Source organism: Ruegeria arenilitoris, assembly GCF_013031355.1.
Classification (GTDB): Bacteria; Pseudomonadota; Alphaproteobacteria; order Rhodobacterales; family Rhodobacteraceae; genus Ruegeria; species Ruegeria arenilitoris_C.
In genome coordinates, this window is the sequence record NZ_WPZO01000001.1 from 650,671 (window position 1) to 671,109 (window position 20,439).

Below are 20,439 nucleotides of genomic sequence, written 5' to 3' on the forward strand. Positions count from 1 at the left end.
ATGTGTATGACCGCTGACCGCTCAGCCGATCACTCTTTCGGCACGCGCATGAACGAGGAAGGGACAAAAATGACCGACAACAAAACAGCCACTCTGAAAGTCCATGGGGAAACTTACGAGTTGCCGGTTCATTCGCCGACCGCGGGGCCTGACGTAATCGACATCCGCAAGCTCTATGGTCAGGCTGGTGTGTTTACCTATGACCCCGGTTTCACTTCGACCGCCAGCTGCGACAGCACCATCACCTACATTGATGGTGAAAAAGGCGAACTGCTGCACCGTGGCTATCCGATCGACCAACTGGCCGAAAAATCCCACTTCCTCGAGGTTTGCTACCTGCTGCTGTACGGAGAGCTGCCTGTCGCCAAGGATCTGGAAAAGTTCGAAACCACGATCACCAAGCACACCATGCTGCATGAGCAGATGCAGTATTTCTACCGCGGTTTCCGCCGTGACGCGCACCCGATGGCGATCATGGTGGGTGTTGTCGGCGCGATGTCGGCCTTCTACCACGACTCGACCGATATTTCGGACCCGCGCCAGCGCGAGATCGCCTCGCACCGTCTGATCGCCAAGATGCCGACTATCGCAGCTTGGGCCTATAAATATCACACCGGTCAGCCCTTCGTGTATCCGCGCAACGATCTGGACTATGCGTCGAACTTCCTGCGCATGTGCTTCAGCGTTCCGGCCGAGGAATATGAGGTCAACCCGATCCTCAGCCGTGCGATGGACCGAATTTTTACCCTGCATGCAGATCACGAGCAGAATGCTTCGACCTCGACCGTGCGTCTGGCCTCGTCCTCGGGCGCGAACCCGTTCGCCTGTATTGCGGCTGGCATCGCCTGCCTGTGGGGTCCGGCCCATGGTGGTGCGAACCAGGCCTGCTTGGAAATGCTGGAAGAAATCGGCTCGGTCGATCGCATCCCCGAATACATCGCCCGCGCCAAGGACAAAGACGATCCGTTCCGTCTGATGGGCTTTGGCCACCGCGTCTACAAGAACTTCGACCCGCGCGCGAAGGTGATGAAGCAATCGGCCGACGAGGTTCTGGACCTGCTGGGTATCGAAGACAATCCGAAACTGCAGGTCGCCAAGGAATTGGAACGCGAAGCGCTGGAAGATCCGTATTTCGCCGAAAAGAAACTGTTCCCGAACGTCGACTTCTACTCGGGCATCATCCTCGAGGCGATGGGCTTCCCGACCTCGATGTTCACCCCGATCTTTGCGCTGTCGCGCACCGTTGGCTGGGTCAGCCAGTGGAAAGAAATGATCGCCGATCCTCAGAACAAGATCGGTCGTCCGCGCCAGTTGTATCTGGGCGAGACCATGCGCGACTATGTGGACATCGAAAACCGCTGATCGCCGCGATTGAACACCAAAGCCCCGGACCTGCGTCCGGGGCTTTTTTTATAGCAGGCTCAACTGGTCCCCAACTTGGGCCGGGCGGGCAAACAAGTCGCATCGCAAGGGCGCTGTACGCGTCGCCAACCCAAGGCGCTTCACCGCCAACGCGAACCGCTTGGCAATCAGCCCCGCATATTCCCCTTCCCCACGCATCCGGTGACCCCAGCGCGGGTCATAGTCCCTGCCCCCATGCATCTCGCGTAGCTTGGACATGATCTTTTCGGCGCGTGCCGGTTCGTGATCCTTCAACCAATTCTGCCACAACTCCGACACTTCGCGTGGCAGACGCAACATGATCCAACTGGCGGCATCGGCACCCGCATCCCTGCCCGCTTCCAGCAAGTGTTCCAGCTCATGATCCGTCAGCCCCGGAATCACCGGAGAGGTCATAACCCGCACCGGGACACCGGCCTCGGTCAGGCGGCGGATGACGGCCAGCCGCCGCTGCGGTGACGGCGCGCGCGGCTCCATCCGGCGGGACAGATTCGCATCCAGTGTGGTCAGGGAAATCCCGACCCGAACCAATCTCTTCGCCGCCATAGGCGCCAGAATATCCAGATCCCGTTCGATCAAGGCACCTTTGGTCACAATGCCGACCGGATGGTTAAACTCGTGAAGAACCGACAGGCAATCTCCTGTTATCCTGCGGTTTTTCTCAACTGGCTGATATGGGTCCGTATTTGTCCCCAAAGCGATAGGCGCGACTTTATACCCTTTGGAGGACAGTTCTTTGCGCAAGATATCCGCCGCGTTCGGACGGGCGATCAGGCGAGTTTCAAAGTCCAGCCCCGGCGATAATCCCAGATAGGCGTGAGTCGGGCGGGCAAAGCAATAAACGCAGCCGTGCTCGCACCCACGATACGGGTTGATCGAACGATCAAACGGCAAGTCCGGCGAGCGGTTATACGTGATCAGGCTGCGCGCGATCTCATCCCGGACATCGGTCCGCAAGGGTGGGATATCTTCTTCGATTTCCCAGCCGTCATCGCAGGGTACGGTGTCGAATTGCTCGAACCGGCCTGCTGTGTTTGTGACGGCCCCACGGCCCCGGATATGCGGTTCAGGCATGTTTGTTCCCGCTATGTTCTCATTCGAGATATATATACATTTGCGCGATCCGACAAGCAGGCCTTACGGTTTCGCGTTGATTTCAGCCACTTGATCCCGGGGAGACAGGCGGAAGTGGAAAATGAACGGAATGCAGGATGATCTTGCAGAAAATTCTGTCGAGCCTAGCAAAAATCTGACGTATAGGTCGGTCTCGAAACTACTGAGGTCGCAATCGTCACAGTCAAACTGCGGCGATTTGGCCAAAACGGCAAAAATGCCACCACGGGCCGATGGTCCGCACAGCTCAGGGAAGCGCCCCATGTCCGACGAAGAAGACATCGTCCTGTCCGAACTCAATGACGAAGAGCTTGTCGAACAGATGTTCGACGATCTTTACGACGGTCTGAAAGAAGAGATCGAAGAAGGTGTGAACATCCTGCTGGAACGCGGATGGACCCCCTACGACATCCTGACCAAAGCTCTGGTCGGTGGTATGACCGTTGTCGGCCATGACTTCCGCGACGGCATCCTGTTCGTCCCCGAGGTTCTGCTGGCCGCAAACGCGATGAAAGGCGGCATGTTTATTCTCAAGCCGCTGCTGGCCGAAACCGGCGCTCCGCGCGTTGGCAAGATGGTCATCGGCACCGTGAAAGGTGACATCCACGACATCGGCAAGAACCTGGTTGCCATGATGATGGAAGGCGCCGGTTTCGAAGTTGTCGATATCGGCATCAACAACCCGGTCGAAAACTACCTGGAAGCGCTGGAAACTGAACAGCCTGACATCCTGGGCATGTCGGCCCTGCTGACCACAACCATGCCCTACATGAAGGTCGTGATCGACACGATGGTCGAGCAAGGCCTGCGCGAAGAATACATCGTTCTGGTTGGCGGCGCGCCGCTGAACGAAGAATTCGGCAAGGCGATCGGTGCAGACGGCTACTGCCGTGACGCAGCCGTGGCTGTGGAAATGGCCAAGGACTTCGTCTCGCGCAAGCACAACCAACTGGCCGGCTGATCGGACGCAGTAGATTGTTCAGGGGCCGTCCGGTTTTCGGGCGGCCCTTTTTGTTTCCGCAGGCCACACTATCTGTCGGATAGATTTCAAGGGGTACCCAATGCAGCAGGACCAATTGCCAGACGATGCCAGCCTGACGACCAAGGGCTATGCCGCTGATACGCAGGGGCAAATTCTGCTGTTGGCCTGCGGCGCGCTTGCGCGTGAGATTCTGGACCTTAAGAACCGCAACGGTTGGGATCACATGGCGCTGACCTGCCTGCCGGCGATTTTGCATGTCCATCCGGAAAAGATCACTCAGGCGGTTCAGGAGGCTGTGGCCAAGCATCGCGACAAGTACGATCAGATCTTTGTCGTCTACGCCGATTGCGGCACCGGAGGCTTGCTGGAAAAAGCGTGTGCCGAAATGGGTGTCGAGATGGTCAAGGGGCCCCACTGCTATTCCTTCTTCGAAGGGAATCAGGCGTTTGAAGCCCGAGGTGAGGATGAAACCACCGCCTTTTACCTGACTGACTTTCTGGCGCGGCAGTTCGATGCCTTTGTCTGGAAACCTCTGGGCCTCGACCGGCACCCCGAGCTGCGTGACATGTATTTCGGCAATTACACCAAACTGGTCTATCAGGCGCAGATCGACGATCCGGACCTGACCGCCCGCGCCCGTGAATACGCGGAGCGGATGGGTTTGGAGTTTGAGCGTCGTTTTACCGGTTATGGCGATCTGGAATCCACGCTGACGGATTGGGCAACCCGCAAACCGGCGAAATGATCCGCGTCAGGCGTTTTCCTGCGCGACGTCCCGGATGCGCTCGATCATCGCGCGCAGCCCGTTTGAGCGCTGTGCCGAGAGGTGATCATTCAGGCCCAGACGCGCCAACTCGCCACCCGCGTCCACCGTGGGAACCTCGTTGACCGGCAGACCGTTATACAGAGAGCGCAGAACCGCGATCAGCCCACGCACGATCAGCGCGTCACTGTCTCCGTCAAAACGAAAGACACCGCCTTCGATGATCGGGTGCAGCCAAACCTGACTGGCGCAGCCGTGAACCTTGGTGGCCGGCACCTTGAGCGCGTCGTCCAGCGGCTCCATCGCCTTGCCCTGATCGATGACATGGCGATACCGGTCTTCCCAGTCCTCCAGAAATTCGAAATCCTCGACAATTTCCTCAAAGGCAGGCGTGGCCATTTTGCGGCAGTCCTTTTGTTGCGATCACACCTGTGAACTATGCCGCCGACCTGCGCCTGTCCACCCCCAAGCGTGGCTTTTCAAACAGAGGAATTTGCGATAACCCATTGCTGGAATTACTGCTCTGGACGACTGAACCATGAAAAAATCGTTTACTGTTCTTCTGGTCGCCGCCCTGACCGTCTCTGCCTGCAGCGGCTGGAGAGACTCGGGGGCCAACCCGTCCAACTGGTTCGGATCAAGCACACCGGCTGATCCGGTTGAAACGTCTGCCTACGACGCCAACGCGCTGGTTCCGCAAAAGGGGGATGGCGGCGGGCTGTTTTCACGAGCCGAGCCCGAAGACACCAGCGTACCGATCGCCAGAATTGACGAGTTGCGGGTCGACCCGACCCCGGGCGGCGCGATTGTCTATGTGGCGGGTACCGCAGCGCGGCAAGGGGCTTACAACGCTCGGCTTGTTCGCACGGACAGCGAAGAGAACCAAAAGAACGGCGTGCTGGAATTCACATTCCGTGTGGATTACCCGGACAAGGCGACAAATCAGGGCACAGAGCGGTCGCGTATGGTGTCTGACGCCATCAATATCAGCCAAAAAGACCTGGCGAGCACCCGTTTGGTCCGGGTGGTCGGCCAGCAGAACGCTTTGGAATCCCGTCGCCGGTAACCAGCGTTACAGGGACACGACCTCGACGTTCTGGCCCTTTGCGGCCAGGGCGATCTTGCCTTCGCAGAGCTTCAGGGCATCTTCGCCGAACACCTCGAACCGCCAGCCCGACATGGCGGGCAATTCCCGCTCACCCGCGGCGATCTGGTCCAGTTCGGAACTGGTGGCGATCAACTTGGCTGCCACGCCCGAGCTTTCGGTTTTTGATTTCAGCAGCACCCGCAGCAAATCCGCCAGCGCCGGATTCACCTTCAGTTTATCGCGGCTGTTGTCGACGCGCGGCAGTAGGTCTGAGGGGCAGTTCACGCCCTTCTTCACGGCGGTCAGAATGCCATCGGCAATCGCACCCTTGCGCGCCTCGCGCAGCAGCAGGCGGGACCCGCCCAAATCGGACGGAGACTTGGGCTTGGTCGAGGCCAGTTCGATCAGCGCATCATCTTTGAAAACCCGGCTGCGCGGGACGTTGTTTTCCTGCGCATAGGCCTCGCGGAACTGTGCCAGTTCGCGCACTACGGCCAGGAATTTGGCCGAATTCGTCCGGGTCTTTACGCGCTTCCACGCATCTTCGGGGCGAATGTCATAGGTCGTCGGCTGGGTCAGAATCTGCAATTCTTCAGCGACCCAATGGCTGCGCTGCGACTTTTTCAGCTGGGCCGCTAGATGTTCGTAAATCTGGCGCAGATGGGTCACGTCGGCCAACGCATAGGTCTTTTGCGCCTCGGACAGTGGCCGTCTAGACCAGTCAGTAAAGCGAGAGGTCTTGTCCACCCCCTGCTTGCAGATCTTGCGCACCAGCGTTTCATAGCCCACCTGCTCGCCAAAACCACAGACCATCGCTGCGACCTGCGTGTCGAACAAGGGTTTGGGGAATACGCCTGCCTCAACCCAAAAAATCTCAAGGTCCTGCCGGGCTGCATGGAAGACCTTGACCACCGCCTCATTGCCGAACAGCTCATACAGCGGATCCAGCGACAGGCCATCGGCCAAAGGATCGACCAGAACCGCGCTGTCTTCGCCCTCGGACGGAACTGCCAGTTGCACAAGGCAGAGTTTCGAATAGTAGGTCCGTTCGCGCAGAAACTCGGTATCTACGGTGACATAGTCATATTCCGCCGCGGCCTTGCAGAAATCGGCCAGCTCTTGCGTCGTTGTCAGGGTTTTCATGCGCCGTGCTGTTCTTGCTCTTGTTTTCTTCGGCTGATCATCTTGTCCGTACCCAGCCGTAGTGCAGACCATAGGCCGATTATGACACATGTGTAAATCACCCTGAGACGTTCAGGGCAGCAACACCGGAGTCCGATCCTCACTGGCGTAACGGCGCAACACTGCGGGGTAGAGTCTGTGCTCCCACACCAGCACCCGGGCGGCGAGGTCTTCGGGCGTGTCGCCGGGTTCGATGTTCACCCGCGCCTGCCCCAGGATCGGGCCATCATCCAGCGCAGCCGTGACCTCGTGAACTGAACAACCATGCTCTGCGTCCCCCGCCTCAATCGCGCGGGCGTGGGTGTTTAGGCCCTTGTACTTCGGTAGCAGCGAGGGGTGGATGTTCAGCATCCGCCCCTGAAAGCGTGAAACGAAATCGCCGGTCAGAACTCGCATAAACCCGGCAAGGCAAACGATATCGGGCTGCGCGTGTTCCAGCGGTTTCAGCAATTCGGCCTCAAACGCGGCGCGGTCGCCTTTGAACGGACGGTGATCCACCGATGCAATCGGGATACCACGTTCGGCGGCCTTTTTCAGACCGCCGGCCTCGGCGTCATTCGACAGCACCAGACAGGGGCGCGCCGGGTGGTCTCCGACCATGCTGTCGACCAAAGACACCATGTTGGACCCACCCCCGGAAATCAGGATGGCGACGCGCTTGTGGCTCACAGCAACTGGCCCGAATAGGCCATACCGGGCGTATCGGTGACGGTCCCAAGACGCGAAACCGTCTCACCCGCCTCGGCCAACAGCGCGCTCAGCTCATCGGCCCGGTCCTCGGCGCAGACAACGATCATGCCGATGCCGCAGTTGAAGGTTTTCAGCATCTCGGCCTCAACGATCCCACCGGTTTCCGCCATCCAGCGGAAGACGGGCGGCAGGTCCCAGGCGTTCAGGTCAATCTCGGCGCCCAGTCCTTCGGGCAGCACGCGCGGCAGGTTCTCTGTCAGGCCGCCGCCGGTGATATGGGCCAGCGCATTCACGCCCCCTGCCCGGATCGCCTGCAGCGCAGGTTTGACGTACAGGCGCGTGGGGGTCAGCAGTGCCTCGCCCAGCGAACCTTCACCAAAGGGCGACGCGGCATCCCAGCCAAGACCCGACATTTCAACCAGTTTGCGCACCAACGAATAGCCGTTGGAATGCACCCCGTTCGAGGACAGACCCAGCAGCACATCACCCTTTTGCACATCGGCGGGCAGATGCGCGCCCCGCTCCATTGCGCCGACCGAGAACCCGGCCAGATCGAAATCACCGTCTGGGTACATGCCCGGCATCTCTGCCGTCTCACCGCCGATCAAGGCGCAACCGGACTGTACGCAGCCCTCGGCAATACCTTCGATGATCCGCGCGGCAGTATCGGTGTCCAGCTTGCCGGTGGCGAAATAGTCCAGGAAGAACAGCGGCTCGGCTCCCTGACAGATCAGGTCGTTGACGCACATCGCCACCAGGTCGATGCCAACTCCATCCACCACGCCGGTATCAATCGCAATCCGCAGCTTGGTGCCCACACCATCGGTCGCGCCCACCAAAATCGGATCCTGATACCCGGCATCTTTCAGATCGAACAGAGCGCCAAACCCGCCCAGCCCGCTCATAACGCCCGAGCGGTTGGTCCGCTTGGCCGCAGGCTTGATCCGGTCGACCAGAGCGTTCCCCGCATCAATATCAACGCCCGCATCGGCATAAGTGATTCCGTTCTTGCCCGTCGTCATGGCCAGCCCCTCATGAATGGTTCCCGCGCGGGTTATTCGATTGTGCGTCCTGTTGCAACGGTCAGGCTTGACGCGGGCGTTCACCGTGGTACTCAAAGCGCTCAGGCGGGCCTGTAGCTCAATTGGTTAGAGCAGAGCGCTCATAACGCTTTGGTTGCGGGTTCAAGTCCTGCCGGGCCTACCAAATTCCGCTTTTTTCCTTTAAAATTAATAGCCGGGCGTCCCACGAATTTCAGTAACTTGTTACCGAATCCGGTTCATGCCATTCCGGCAGTTTCTCAGGCGCGGGCACGTCATACTTTTCCAACCACTCCCGGATGACCGTCCAATGACCCTGCGGCGTGGTAGTGAAGCGTATTGAATGCAGATCGGCGATCTTTGTCCCTAGCACCCGCCACCATTGGATTTTGAGCTTGAGCCCGTGGCGCTTTGCGCAAGTACGAAGCGCCGACCGTCAGTTGTCGACCCGGCAGGTCTCAAGTTCCTTATGGAGATCAAACGGGATTCGGTTGGGCCATGTCACAGCCTTGATATGAGGCAGGCAGAGAGACTCAGCGAGCGATCTCTCGCCGTGTCACCCAGCTTTCGCATGAGCTGTTAGTTGGAATTCGTCCGGGTCAAAGACTTCGTATTGCCAATACTGTCTGGACAGTCGCCACCACCTCGCCACTAGCAAACCGTCTACAAAACCCCGAACATGGCATCTCTGGTGGCGCGAGTGGGTTGGGTGCGGAAACGTATCGCCTATCATCAGTTGATGGTCCATCTCGGTCCTCCTTGTTGTTAAGCCACCGGCTTCCCCGTAGAGCCACCAACCCAGTATAACATAGACGCCGTCTAAACCCGGAAGATCCTCTCTATTGTTGAACTTCAATTGCCCGTTTTGAGCCCGATACTGCCATCGGAACTCGAGTAGTTCCCAAAGAGAACGCCATAATTGTGGCAATTCCTACTATTGCCTATTCCGACCTTCTCAAGAGTTTTAACTCAGGGAAAAAGCGCCTGGGAATACCCAAGATAGTATCAACAACCAGACAATCAGTGTCACCACGGCCAAAGCAGTCGTGGCCGATACCGTCTCGGCGGTAATTTCTTCTGCTTGATGGTATTTCTCGGACAAGATGAATTCGTTCTTCGCCGTCGGAACCGCGGCCGATATCACTAGGGCGACCGTCATTAATGGATCGAACCGAAAGATCAGAGCAATCGCAAATACGATCGACGGCAGCGCAATCAGCTTGACGAAGGTTGCGATCGCCACAACTGAACCGGTGCGCCTGATCGCCGACGGATCGATCACCATGCCGACAGCGAAGAGCGCGCAGGGTGCCAGCGCCCCGCCGAGAACATCCACGTATTCCACGACCATTTTTGGCAGACTGATTGGTAATGCTGCCACTATAACACCCAAGATCGCCGCCATAATCATCGGGTTCAGAATGGCATTCCGTAGTGGTCCGAGTAGGGAAACAGATTGCCCCTCGCCCCGCGTGACCGTCTCGAGCACCAGGACCTGGACCACAACAACAATGATGGACACCACAATCGCCAGCGTCGCCAGAACAGCTGCATCTTTACCAAACAACGCATGCAACAATGGCAGCCCGATAATCCCGGTGTTCGAGACCACTGAAACCATGGCGAACATCGTCGCCATCCCCAAGTCCATGCCCCTCCAAAACCGTGCAGCCAGAAACAAAAGTAGCGCCAAAACCGAAGTCACGCCGCCGTAGACCAGTATAAAGGACCAATTCAGTAGAGCACTGATTTCCTGCTCGGCAATCACGCCGAAGACTAATGCCGGGATCGCAACCCAGAAGGCGAACTGCGTCAGGCTCCCGGCGACATTTCCCGGCAGCACATTGAATCGCGCGAAAAGGAAGCCAGTTACAATAATTGCAAACACTGGGAAAATTAGCGCGATGATCTCCATGCGGCATACCCATGGCAAGAAAAAGACCATGATACACAATCGGCGACGTTCGCCAAGCCTTGAGTATGACTAGGTTAAATGGAGGGAGCCACCGATGGCGTTGTCAGAAAAACTGGCTATGAGGTTGCACTCGTCTCAGGTTTTTGATTTCCCACGGCCAAACTTTCACTGAGCCTCCCCAACTGAACTGGTCTACCGTTACGTTCAAGAAGCGGAGGATCAAGAATGGCAAACCGGCGACACTACGACGGGAACATTGCGAACTCTTGGGAGTTGATTTGACCAAGTGGAAGCCTGTCAGAAAGCTGCAACGATCAACTCAGTTATAATATCTGCTTTTTCCGCAGCTCGAACACTCCGCGAGGCTGAACCACCATGTGCTTGATAGAGGTCGTCAAATGTCCGCAAAGAGCCCAAACTTCATGCTCTCTGTATTGCGGAGAATGTCCGCATGCGGTGATCTTGGATTGAAGACAAAGGAGTATTAACCTACTTCGGTTGATATGAGACCAAAACCATTACTGCCGGGTCAACCAATGCAAAATCACCTTGAAAATCTCGCTCAATACTGCGCCAAACTTTGTGTGATTGAATGCTGCGGATTGGACGCTTGTGATTTCTCTCCGATACACATTGCCTCCTATTGTCTAAGCCGCGAGCCACGCTACCCATTACGCGTCGCGAACGAGATTATTGAACAAGCCAAGTCGTTGAAGGCCAATTACGGATCAAAAGGCGCGAGCGCGCACGGCGTTAAAATTAACGAAATCAATGAACGGCTGTCAGATCAACGAGTCGACAAATTGGCAGAAACACTCGAGCAACAGACAACTTTAGCTATCGCTATTCTCGACACTGAGAAGACGGATGACCGCCATCCAGTATTAGTTTGGGATAGGCAGCCGAATTCCTAGTTGTTTCATTGAACCACCGAACAAAGCAGCCACTCACCGTCGGGTAACAAATGGCAACAAAGTCCGCGATATGTGAGTTTGAATAATCCCAAAGATGGCGCTTGCAGCGAATGTCCGCAAAGCGGGCTGCTGGCGCAGCATCGAGAGTGCAGGGCGAAGGTCGGCTATGGGCCGCGCCTGAAGATCTTTATCTCGGCGAACTTGCCAATGCAGCACTGACTCAGAGGTCTGCTGTGAGCCCAAACCCACAGGATGCTGCATGCTGCTCGAATGACAGTGAGGCGCAGTTAGCGGACTTTGCAAAGTCAAGAGGACGGCCCTAAACAGTTGGTCAAAGCGCTGCCTTGTCGAAAATGCGAACGACCCAATCGAGGAAAACCCGGACGCGCGGGGATAGTTGTCGATTTTGTGGGTAAAATGCAGCCAGCGGAGTGGGCGATGGTGGCGCATCTGATAAAACTTCTACAAGGCGTCCCGCTCTCAAGTCTTCCAGAAAACGATATTTCGGAGCTTGTCCAATCCCGAACCCTTCTCGGATCAACTCATGCACTGTGTCGGCGTCATTTGCTGTAACCAGCGCTGGCAACGTAACTTCCTTAAGCTTGTCACCGATCTTGAACTCCAGCGGCAATACGGCGCCAGTGCGTGAAGACAGGAAGCCGACCATCTGATGACCTTTCAAGTCGTCAACCGACTTTGGAATGCCAAATTTGGCTAAGTACTCTGGACTCGCACAGGTGATTTCGGGGAGATCGGTCAGGTGCCGCGTGATCATGCCACTGTCATCAGGAATGCCTGCGCGGATGACGCAGTCAACGCCTTCGCGCACCAGGTCCACCAGGCGCTCTGTCTGGCCGAATTGGAGGGTGATCTTGGGATACGTCGCGAAAAAATCAGCCAGATGCGGCAGCAGGAATACCCGCGTCAGCGTGCCGGGGGCATCAAGGCGCAGCAGACCTGAGGGCTCGTGCCCGCGCAGTGCTCCTTCAGCTTCCTCCAGATCAGCCAAAATGGACGCGCATCGTTGGTAATAGGCTTGCCCATCCGGTGTTGGTGCAACATGGCGTGTCGTTCGATCCAGCAGCCGACTACCAAGGTCACGCTCTAGTCTCTGGACGGCTTCACTTGCGGTAGACCGCGGGATATTCAGATCCGCCGCGGCCTTTGTGAAGCTCTCGCGTTCGAGCACCCGAACAAACAGGCGCATGGTTTCAAGTCTATCGATCATTGTTCGCTTTTATCGAATTGTCATTCCAATTCAAGACAGATTATCTGGCCTTTTTCCTTATCTATCTTCGCAGCAATCAGACAGGAGATTGACATGGTACACGGACAACGAACTGCAATTGTGACCGGCGCCAGCAAGGGGATTGGTGCAGCTATCGCACTCCGCCTGGCTCAGGATGGCCACACAATCATTGCCAATTATGCGGGTAACGAGGCCGAAGCGAACGAGATTGTGGGCGCGATCAAAAAAGCTGGCGGCCAAGCAATCGCAGTTAAGGGTGACATTTCTGATCCATCCTGCATGCCAAGATTGTTCGATGCGGCTGAACAGGAGATCGGCTCGGTCGATGTTCTGGTCAACAACGCGGGTATGATGCGTCTGAGTGCAGTTGCCTCTACATCTGATGCTGACTTCGAGGCTCACTGCGCCATCAATATTGGCGGTGTCTTTCGTGGCATGCGCGAGGCCGCCAACCGTTTGAATAAAGGTGGTGCAATCATCAGCCTTTCATCCAGTGTTGTCGGGCTCTATCAGCAGACTTACGGTGTCTATGCGGCGACAAAAGCTGCGGTAGAAGCGATGACCCATGTGCTGGCCAAAGAATTGGGCCCACGTGGCATCACCGTGAATGCTGTCGCGCCGGGGCCAGTTGGGACCGACCTGTTCATGACTGGAAAGCCCGAGGCGGTGATCGAGAACATCAAAAAGATGAACCCGTTTGGTCGGCTCGGAACCCCCGAAGACATCGCTGCTGTTGTTTCGCTCTTGGCCGGACCTGATGGCCGTTGGATTAGTGGGCAAACTCTTCGCGCCAATGGCGGTGTCATCTGAAAAGCTTAGCCCGAAGCTTCCAGTAGATTTGCCTTTGAGTAGCGCGCGGGCGGGCATCCTACATAGCGGGAGAATGCGGTGCTGAAGGCACTGGATGACCCATATCCGGTCTGAGCAGAGATTTCGGCAATACTGAGATTACCCGCCCGGAGCATGTGTTTTGCCAGCGTCATCCGCCAGTTTTGCAAGTAGCTCATTGGGGGTATTCCCATGACCCCTTCGAACCGTGTGAAGAATGCAGATCGGGATAGCCCTGCTTCGGTTGCAAGAGCTTGAACAGTCCAGCTGTGAGCCGGAGCCGCGTGCATGGCTCGCAAACTGGGGCCAACCCGCACGTCTGCCAATCCACGCAAAAGGCCAGCAGTCGGTGCCGGGTCCGCGCTAGATCGGAAGGCTTCGATCAGTAGGACTTGTAATAGGTTCTCGACGATCACATCTCGCGCCGGCCTGTTTGCGCGAGCTTCATCGCGAACAAGCCCCGTAAGTGCAGCCAACCGACCCTCACCGCGAACAAAGATCAGATCAGGCAGTAGCGAGATCAATAGATCAGCGTCCGGGCTGGCAAAGGTGCAGTGCCCTACGAGCTGTTGAACTTCTGGATCCGCATCAGTCGCCCCAAGCCGGAATACTCCGTCTTCACCCTCCACCGGGTAGTTGACCAAATCAGCGGGTGGTGGCGGGTCCATGCTTGAGAAGGTGAATGACTTGACCGCTGGGATCAGTACAAAATCACCCGCATTCAAGACTAAGGGCTCTTTCCCCTCGACCTCCAGGCACGCACGTCCCGCAAGTAGAGAACAGTAGAACGCCTCGTTTACGTCCTCACGATGCACCCGAAACGGCCCCGATGCATGCACCAGTTTTGAATAGGACGCTTTGGGTTGAAGGAGGGTGATGATTTCAGAGAATGGATCTGCCATTTTGGACTATCGATAACAAATAATGGATGAATGATTATATATAATGCCGCCCACGTTGGTTACTTTCAAGGCATCAAGGAACAGGAGACAATGTCATGAAGACCGTATTGATCACAGGATGCTCTTCGGGATTTGGGCTGGAGACTGCGCGCTTCTTTCTCGAACAGGGATGGTCGGTTATCGCAACAATGCGTAAGCCAGATGAAGCACTATTCCCGGCCTCGGATCGTTTGACGATCCTGCCATTGGATATCTCGGACAGCGAGAGTATTGCAAAGGCTGTGGAAGCTGCGGGCCCCATCGACGCTTTGGTGAACAATGCTGGCGTGGGCTGGCTTTCCCCTTTTGAGGGCACATCAGAGGATAACCTGCGCCGGATTTTTGAGACCAACACGTTTGGAACCATTGAAATGGTCCGTGCGGTGCTGCCACAAATGCGTGCCACGGGATCAGGGGTGATCGTGAATGTCTCTTCCAGCGTCACGCTCAAACCGCTGCCGCTGGCTTCGGTCTACACGGCCAGCAAAGCCGCGGTGAACGCCTTCACCGAATGTCTTGCCCTCGAACTGGCTCCGCTTGGCATTCGCGCCCATATCGTGTTGCCGGGTCAGGCCCCAACGACGAATTTCGGCAAGAACGCAATGGCACTGATGTCAGAAGCCAATGACACGCCTGAAGACTACAAGCCGTTCGTCGAGCAAACCATGGCGGCCTTCATGAACACCGAAGGGAAGGAGTTCACCTTCTCCGAGGATGTCGTTCAGGCAATCTGGAGAGCCGTCACCGACAGCACATGTCCACTTCGGATCCCCGCTGGAGAGGACTCAGTCGCTCTGGCGGCTTGACACCTTCAACAATCAGAAGAAGCCCTCTCGAAAAACCAGCATGGCCGACCTCAATGGTCGGCCTTTTTTACCTCAAGCTAGCATTTTTCTCGAAGTATGCCGCGTCTTAACCGCATTAAGCCACTCAACGGTAACCTTCGCGCCACCAAAAGGATAAAGGTGAACCGCAACATCAGCTAAATTGCGTCGTTGCAGCCCTTGTTCGATCAAGCAGACCAAACGGGAGAAATCAACGATCCCGTCCACGGTGTCACTCACGTTGTTCAACCCGCGAGCCGAAACCCCAAATGAGCGTGCAAACCTGAGCAGGAGATCCCTTTTGGTCGGCCCAGGTATTCCAATTTGGATTGGCTGGCCAACACCCACGTTTCGAAGCTGGCTTATCCAGTTGAGAATTCTGTTGGGATCAAAGGCAAGTTGAGTGGTTATGCTCACGCTGCACCCGCAGGACTCCAGAAGCTTTACCTTTTCTCCCAGTAAGGCCACATCCGAACGATAACCTATGGCTGCGTTTCCCTCTGGAAACCCTGGCAAGGTGACCCTTTTGATCGCGTACTTTTCAATCCACTCGGTTCGAAGGAGATCCATCGTGCTGTTGAATGACCCCGACGCAATTGATGGGTCACCACCAACGACCATGACTTGTCCTTGAGCGCCTGCAAACCGGAGTTTTTCTGTCAAGTCAAACAAGTGTTTTTTTGATTGAAGGCGTCGAGCTGCAAATATCGGCACCGGCAACAGTCCGGCATCGTCGATCTGGCGCACCGTTCGCAGCCTGTCGTAATCATCCTCATCGTTCAGCCAGGCCACATTGACTGGGGTTTTTGCAGGAATAAGGGGTGCGGCTGATGTGAGGTCCGCAATCGTCTTTCCTGTCGCCTCTAGTGAAAAGAAATCCAAATCCATCAAGGAAACCATCCTTTGAAAAGGCTGAGAATTCATTGGGAGGGCGGCTGTCTAGAACCCGTGCATTCGTTTGGCCCATTGGTATCCGACAATCAGGCCCTTCATGACCGGCAGCAGCGCCAAGGCACCTGCAACTGCGATCACAGACATGCTCAAAGCCAAGACCCAGGGTTCTGGTCTCCATGTCACCCAGGCGATGTGCAACGCGAACCCCATAAGGTGGCCAATGATCAGGATCGTAAGATAGGCCGGACCATCATCGGCGCGCTGATGGCTTAAATCCAAACCGCAATTCGCGCACTCATCGTTCACTTTAATGTAGCTATGCAGCAGTTTGCCTTCCCCGCATTTTGGGCACTTGAGGCGCATCCCATTCATGATCGCGGGTTTGATGGGGCGCTCTTCACTGTCGTCGTGGGCGTCAATTGCAAGTTCGGACATCTTTGATCTCCTTCTGTTGTGCCTCAGATAGTTCACCTTCAGACAAAAAGCAATCAATATCCAATCAATGCGATGAAAGTTGCGACAAATTATTGAAATCTACCTTGAAAAAAGTTAAACATAATATAAACAATATCCTGCATTGAATGGATCGAAGCCTTGAAGTCATGGACACCGAATCTGCGCGACGACGGAAAGCCACTCTACGTCCAGATCGCGGAAGCGATCAGACATGATGTGGAAACAGGTGTTCTTGATGCAGGTGACAGGCTTCCGCCTCAACGCAGCGTCGCCAAGCTAGTTGGTTTGGATTTCACAACCGTGTCACGCGGATACTCTGAGGCTGCGAAGCGAGGGTATATCGACACCTTTGTCGGGCGGGGCTCGTTCATCCGGAAACCAGAAGAAACATCTGAAAAAGCAGATCCACGCCGTGCTCTAGAAGAAGATCCGAACATGAACATGCCCCCGGAGCCAGACGATCCGGCTCTTGTGGCCCGCATGGAGCAAGGCCTCACGCATGTTGCCGCAAACCTTGTTCCTCTGCTTCGCTATCAGTCCATAATCGGCAGCCGGCAGGACCGGGAAACCGCGGCGCGCTGGATGAACATCAATGGTATCGACGTTACCGCAGACCATTTGGCAATCACTCCTGGCGCACATGCCAGCCTACTGTCGATCCTGACGCTGCTCTCCAAGCCAGGAGACACCGTGCTCTGCGAGCGTGTGACCTATCCCGGTATTCGCGCCATCGCTGTTCAACTCGGTATTCGGCTTGTCGGCGTGAGATCAGACAGCAGCGGTATTCTCCCTGATGAGTTGAATAAGGCCATTCGAGAATATGCGCCCACTGCTCTGTATCTGAATCCGACGTTGCAAAACCCCCTGACGCTTACAATTCCAATGGAGAGGCGTGAGCAGATCGCATCCGTATTGCGAAAGCATGGCGTGCCTTTAATTGAAGACGACGCTTGTCGCTTTGTGTCTTCGGATGCGCCGCCATCTATCTCACAGCAGATTCCCGAATTGGGGTGGTACATCGCGGGTCTTTCGAAATGCCTTGGCGCTGGTTTGAGGCTGGCACTCACGGTGGTTCCATCAGGTCTGTCGAGAACACACTTCACTCGGGCTTTGCAGGCATCGAATGTCATGGCGTCACCGATCACAACAGCTTTGATGGCGCGATGGATCGAGGATGGTACAGCCGCGGCGGTGCAGAAGTTCGTCCGAAAGGAGGCGAACCGCAGACAGAACCTGGCGGCCAAGATTATGCGGGGCCAAGACTTTGTGGGCAGTCGGGAGGCATTTAATATCTGGCTGACACTGCCCGAAGGATCCAGCCGAGCTGACGTGATGAGTCACACGGCCAATCGCCAAATCGGGATCATGCCGAGCAATGCCTTTACGGTGACAGGAACGCCCGAAGAAGCGGTCAGGGTATGTCTGGGGGGGCCAATTTCATTCAGCCAACTGACTGAAGATCTGGAATCACTAAACTATGCGATCACCCACCAAAATTGGGTTCCCTAGGCTGTTAGGTTGTGCCGGAAAACCGAAACGACCTTGGTCTCAGTTCTTCAGTTTTCTTTGTGGTTACTGTTTATTTCTATACACTTAGCACCAGATTGGTAAATCGTTGAATGTCTGCTGATCTGACAGGTCGATGCTGAACAATGACGTGCCAGTAGAGCGGTGCGATAAACATATCCAGGATCATTTGCCGATCTGTGTCTTTTGGCAGCTCACCACGCGCAATAGCTCTGTCCAGCATGACCATTGCCTGGGCCCGGCGGTCCCGTGTCACACTCTCTAGCAATTCTGCCAATTCATCAGAACGAGCGTGCTCAGCATGTAGGTCCGGTAGAATCCGCCTCACAAGCGGATGACGCAGAGTTGCAGCCATCCTTCTCATAAGCTTGGCAACGTCCTCCTCAAAGGATCCTGTGTCCGGAATTGGAGTGATATTCGTGGCCGCTGATTTTACCGCTTCGGTCACCAGCTCAAACTTGGATTTGCTCCGTCGATAGAGCGCCGCCTTTCCGACACCTGCGCGAGCCGCAATGCGCTCCATTCGTAGAGCCGAGTAACCCGTTTCCGCCCATTCCTCGAACAAGGCGCGTTGGATTGCTTCCGTCACCGTGTCTTGCAAAACGGCGGCCCCGGCCGGCTTCCTGCGCGGTCGATCAGAATTTTTTACGTCGGAACTATTGCGTTCCATCGTGATTCCCCCTTATATAGGACGAAACGGTATCGTTCCGTCGTAGTTTGAGGCAAACTCCTAAATACTGCAACCCAATTTTGGCACTTGTGGGAAGGACGCGAAGATGGACCCGAAAATCGCACTTCTGTGGCTTGCGCCTTTGCTTTGCGGGGCCTTGATACCCATCCATGCCGGAATGAACGCAGAGCTCAGCCGAGCGGCTGGTCACCCACTCTGGGCAACTCTGTTGTCGTTTGGAATTTCATTCGTTTGCCTGGTGGTCGGCATCGCATGGCTTCGACCGACATTGCCAAGCTTATCATCACTATATGCGGCTCCTCCCTGGGCGTGGGTAGGAGGTGTGATCGGTGTCATTTACGTGATGGCGACCATGGTTCTGATCCCACGCTTTGGGGCCGCCGCTTTTATTGCTGCTGTTGTCGCAGGACAAATGACAATGGCACTCATCCTGGACCAAAGCGGGCTTCTTGGGAACGCTCCTCGACCAGCAAATTTCTATCGCATCACTGGTGCTGCGCTGTCGATCTCGGGTGTCCTGATCATGCAGTTCGGAAAAGCGACATAAACCAAGCCACCACTCACAGAACAACCCTCCCGTTGAGGGAACAACAAGAGGTAATGAGATCATGTCTAACACAAATAACATACCCAGTTTTGGTGCGATGCTGCGCGGTGCCCTCGGAGATGCAATCATCGAAGAAGCAGGCGAAAACTTCCTGGACATGTGTGACGAAGGCATCGTGTTCGAGTTCCCGTTTTCTCCAGAAGGCTCAGTGCGAGAACTCCGTGGCCGAGATACTATGGTCGCCTATCTGCCAAAGGCCGGAAGCCTCATTAGCTTTGAATCCATGAGCCCCGCAGTCACCCATGTCGCGAAAGACGGTGAAACCTTTGTGTTGGAATTCTCCTGCAAAGGTGTAGGTGAGGCCGGGCGCTATGATCAAAACTACATATCGGTCATCGAGGTCCAAAACGGACGTATCACGCACTATCGCGACTACTGGAACCCTCTAGTTCTGCTGAATGCTGTCGGCGGCGTCGAAGTTCTTAAGTCCAAGCTGGGAGACTTTATTGATGACTAGTTCCATTCTTGTCACCGGCGGCACCGGAAAGACGGGAAGCCGCGTCGTCAAACAGCTACATGCAAACGGGCTGGCCCCCAGCGTGGGAACACGCAGTCCTCAGAATAAAAACGACGTGCGCTTCGACTGGAGCGATCCGTCTACGTTCACGGATGCTTTCGAAGGCGTCAGGGCTGTTTACCTCGTAGCACCCACAGACACCGTTGATTCACTGGGAGCAATGCAGCCCGGTCTTGAGGCAGCACTTGCCGAGGGCGTCCAACGCTTCGTGCTGCTCAGTGCCTCTTCTTTGGATGAAGGCGGACCCATGATGGGCGCAGTCCACGCCTGGTTTCGCTCCAACGCTCTAGAATGGGCCGTTCTGCGCCCAACCTGGTTCATGCAGAACTTATCCGAGCTTCATCACCGTGATCCCATTCGCGATGAGTCTGCCATCTACACAGCTACAGATGACGGCCGAGTTGGCTTTATCGATGCTGGCGATATAGCAGCCTGTGCAACGACGCTGCTGGTCACTCCCTCGATCAAAAACACTGACTATATACTCACTGGTCCGGAAGCGATTTCTTATGATGTGGTTGCTGAGGCGCTAAGCAGTCAATTGGGGCGGCAGATCATCCACCATCCTCTAACGGTCGAAGAACTAGTGGAGCGTCAACAGAGCCTCGGATTACCGGAAGAGTATGCAAAGACACTGGCTACTATGGACGGCGCAATCGCTGGCGGATCCGAGGATCGTGTCACCAACAATGTGCTCAAATTGACAGGCTCGTTGCCAACTTCCATCGATCAATTCGTTCAGCAAAATCTGGAAGCTTGGAAGCAGAGCAAAGATATCAAGATGCGAGTGGCTGAGTCAGAGAACATGTGAGATGCGT

The 20,439-nt window shown here is 55.8% G+C and carries 22 protein-coding genes and 1 tRNA gene; 12 read left to right on the forward strand and 11 right to left on the reverse strand.

The features are described from left to right. The first annotated feature begins 69 nt into the window (after positions 1-69). Positions 70-1,362 carry a citrate synthase gene (gltA, locus tag GOX63_RS03205; protein ID WP_170325055.1) on the forward strand — a complete coding sequence of 431 codons (1,293 nt, stop codon included), beginning with the start codon at positions 70-72 and terminating at the stop codon, positions 1,360-1,362. A gap of 48 nt (positions 1,363-1,410) precedes the next feature. On the opposite strand, the gene GOX63_RS03210 is transcribed toward gltA, so the two are convergent. Beyond that, positions 1,411-2,475 (reverse strand): PA0069 family radical SAM protein, encoded by a 1,065-nt coding sequence (locus tag GOX63_RS03210; RefSeq protein ID WP_170325056.1) that lies wholly within the window; start codon positions 2,473-2,475, stop codon positions 1,411-1,413. Positions 2,476-2,776: 301 nt separating this feature from the next. Between GOX63_RS03210 and GOX63_RS03215 the strand changes: the two genes are divergently transcribed. Both GOX63_RS03215 and GOX63_RS03220 read left to right on the forward strand, forming a co-directional pair. After that, positions 2,777-3,475, forward strand: a complete 699-nt coding sequence (locus GOX63_RS03215; protein ID WP_170325057.1) for a corrinoid protein — start codon at positions 2,777-2,779, stop codon at positions 3,473-3,475. 100 nt (positions 3,476-3,575) lie between these two features. Further along, positions 3,576-4,241 carry a DUF1638 domain-containing protein gene (locus tag GOX63_RS03220; protein WP_170325058.1) on the forward strand — a complete coding sequence of 222 codons (666 nt, stop codon included), beginning with the start codon at positions 3,576-3,578 and terminating at the stop codon, positions 4,239-4,241. A gap of 6 nt (positions 4,242-4,247) precedes the next feature. Here GOX63_RS03220 and GOX63_RS03225 read toward each other — a convergent pair whose 3' ends face one another. Beyond that, positions 4,248-4,658: a SufE family protein gene (locus tag GOX63_RS03225; protein ID WP_170325059.1), complete on the reverse strand. Its 411-nt coding sequence runs from the start codon at positions 4,656-4,658 to the stop codon at positions 4,248-4,250. A gap of 139 nt (positions 4,659-4,797) precedes the next feature. Here GOX63_RS03225 and GOX63_RS03230 point away from each other — a divergent pair, with 139 nt between their 5' ends. After that, positions 4,798-5,325: a hypothetical protein gene (locus GOX63_RS03230; RefSeq protein WP_170325060.1), complete on the forward strand. Its 528-nt coding sequence runs from the start codon at positions 4,798-4,800 to the stop codon at positions 5,323-5,325. Positions 5,326-5,331: 6 nt separating this feature from the next. Here the strand turns inward: GOX63_RS03230 and rnd are convergent, their stop codons facing one another. The 3 genes from rnd to purM form a co-directional block, all read right to left on the reverse strand. Further along, positions 5,332-6,489: a ribonuclease D gene (gene rnd, locus GOX63_RS03235; protein ID WP_170325061.1), complete on the reverse strand. Its 1,158-nt coding sequence runs from the start codon at positions 6,487-6,489 to the stop codon at positions 5,332-5,334. A gap of 111 nt (positions 6,490-6,600) precedes the next feature. Then, positions 6,601-7,197, reverse strand: coding sequence for a phosphoribosylglycinamide formyltransferase (gene purN, locus GOX63_RS03240; protein WP_170325062.1), 597 nt, complete (start codon positions 7,195-7,197; stop codon positions 6,601-6,603). Beyond that, positions 7,194-8,240 (reverse strand): phosphoribosylformylglycinamidine cyclo-ligase, encoded by a 1,047-nt coding sequence (gene purM / locus GOX63_RS03245; protein ID WP_170325063.1) that lies wholly within the window; start codon positions 8,238-8,240, stop codon positions 7,194-7,196. Before purM ends, purN begins: the two co-directional genes overlap by 4 nt. Positions 8,241-8,347: 107 nt before the next feature. Here purM and GOX63_RS03250 point away from each other — a divergent pair. Then, a tRNA-Ile gene (locus GOX63_RS03250) sits at positions 8,348-8,424 on the forward strand. 798 nt (positions 8,425-9,222) lie between these two features. Here the strand turns inward: GOX63_RS03250 and GOX63_RS03255 are convergent. Beyond that, entirely contained in the window at positions 9,223-10,173 is a 951-nt protein-coding gene (locus GOX63_RS03255) for an AEC family transporter (RefSeq protein WP_170544756.1), read from the reverse strand. A gap of 536 nt (positions 10,174-10,709) precedes the next feature. Between GOX63_RS03255 and GOX63_RS03260 the strand changes: the two genes are divergently transcribed. After that, positions 10,710-11,087 carry a DUF6331 family protein gene (locus GOX63_RS03260; protein ID WP_170325065.1) on the forward strand — a complete coding sequence of 126 codons (378 nt, stop codon included), beginning with the start codon at positions 10,710-10,712 and terminating at the stop codon, positions 11,085-11,087. 331 nt (positions 11,088-11,418) lie between these two features. On the opposite strand, the gene GOX63_RS03265 is transcribed toward GOX63_RS03260, so the two are convergent. Beyond that, positions 11,419-12,315, reverse strand: a complete 897-nt coding sequence (locus GOX63_RS03265; protein ID WP_174826669.1) for a LysR family transcriptional regulator — start codon at positions 12,313-12,315, stop codon at positions 11,419-11,421. A 120-nt stretch (positions 12,316-12,435) separates the two neighbouring features. Here GOX63_RS03265 and GOX63_RS03270 point away from each other — a divergent pair, with 120 nt between their 5' ends. Next, complete coding sequence (locus tag GOX63_RS03270) at positions 12,436-13,146, forward strand: SDR family oxidoreductase (protein WP_367646690.1); 711 nt, start codon at positions 12,436-12,438, stop codon at positions 13,144-13,146. 5 nt (positions 13,147-13,151) lie between these two features. On the opposite strand, the gene GOX63_RS03275 is transcribed toward GOX63_RS03270, so the two are convergent. Further along, the gene (locus GOX63_RS03275) at positions 13,152-14,066 is read right to left on the reverse strand and encodes an AraC family transcriptional regulator (protein ID WP_170325067.1); all 915 of its coding nucleotides are present in this window, start codon (positions 14,064-14,066) and stop codon (positions 13,152-13,154) included. A gap of 95 nt (positions 14,067-14,161) precedes the next feature. Between GOX63_RS03275 and GOX63_RS03280 the strand changes: the two genes are divergently transcribed. Continuing rightward, positions 14,162-14,911, forward strand: a complete 750-nt coding sequence (locus tag GOX63_RS03280; protein ID WP_170325068.1) for an SDR family oxidoreductase — start codon at positions 14,162-14,164, stop codon at positions 14,909-14,911. A 72-nt stretch (positions 14,912-14,983) separates the two neighbouring features. On the opposite strand, the gene GOX63_RS03285 is transcribed toward GOX63_RS03280, so the two are convergent. Both GOX63_RS03285 and GOX63_RS03290 read right to left on the reverse strand, forming a co-directional pair. Continuing rightward, positions 14,984-15,820 (reverse strand): hypothetical protein, encoded by an 837-nt coding sequence (locus GOX63_RS03285; protein WP_170325069.1) that lies wholly within the window; start codon positions 15,818-15,820, stop codon positions 14,984-14,986. Between the two features lie 48 nt (positions 15,821-15,868). After that, a complete protein-coding gene (locus GOX63_RS03290) occupies positions 15,869-16,258 on the reverse strand; it encodes a DUF983 domain-containing protein (protein ID WP_170325070.1) in 390 nt (129 codons plus the stop codon). Positions 16,259-16,417: 159 nt separating this feature from the next. Between GOX63_RS03290 and GOX63_RS03295 the strand changes: the two genes are divergently transcribed. After that, on the forward strand, positions 16,418-17,788 hold the full coding sequence (locus GOX63_RS03295) for a PLP-dependent aminotransferase family protein (protein ID WP_170325071.1): 1,371 nt from the start codon (positions 16,418-16,420) through the stop codon (positions 17,786-17,788). Between the two features lie 76 nt (positions 17,789-17,864). On the opposite strand, the gene GOX63_RS03300 is transcribed toward GOX63_RS03295, so the two are convergent. Then, positions 17,865-18,476: a TetR/AcrR family transcriptional regulator gene (locus tag GOX63_RS03300; protein WP_170325072.1), complete on the reverse strand. Its 612-nt coding sequence runs from the start codon at positions 18,474-18,476 to the stop codon at positions 17,865-17,867. A 106-nt stretch (positions 18,477-18,582) separates the two neighbouring features. Here GOX63_RS03300 and GOX63_RS03305 point away from each other — a divergent pair, with 106 nt between their 5' ends. From GOX63_RS03305 to GOX63_RS03315, 3 genes are all read left to right on the forward strand, one after another. Beyond that, a complete protein-coding gene (locus tag GOX63_RS03305) occupies positions 18,583-19,044 on the forward strand; it encodes a DMT family transporter (RefSeq protein WP_170325073.1) in 462 nt (153 codons plus the stop codon). A 61-nt stretch (positions 19,045-19,105) separates the two neighbouring features. After that, the gene (locus GOX63_RS03310) at positions 19,106-19,561 is read left to right on the forward strand and encodes a nuclear transport factor 2 family protein (protein WP_170325074.1); all 456 of its coding nucleotides are present in this window, start codon (positions 19,106-19,108) and stop codon (positions 19,559-19,561) included. Next, positions 19,554-20,432 carry an ergot alkaloid biosynthesis protein gene (locus GOX63_RS03315; RefSeq protein WP_170544759.1) on the forward strand — a complete coding sequence of 293 codons (879 nt, stop codon included), beginning with the start codon at positions 19,554-19,556 and terminating at the stop codon, positions 20,430-20,432. The genes GOX63_RS03310 and GOX63_RS03315 overlap by 8 nt, the downstream gene beginning before the upstream one ends. Positions 20,433-20,439 lie beyond the last annotated feature (7 nt).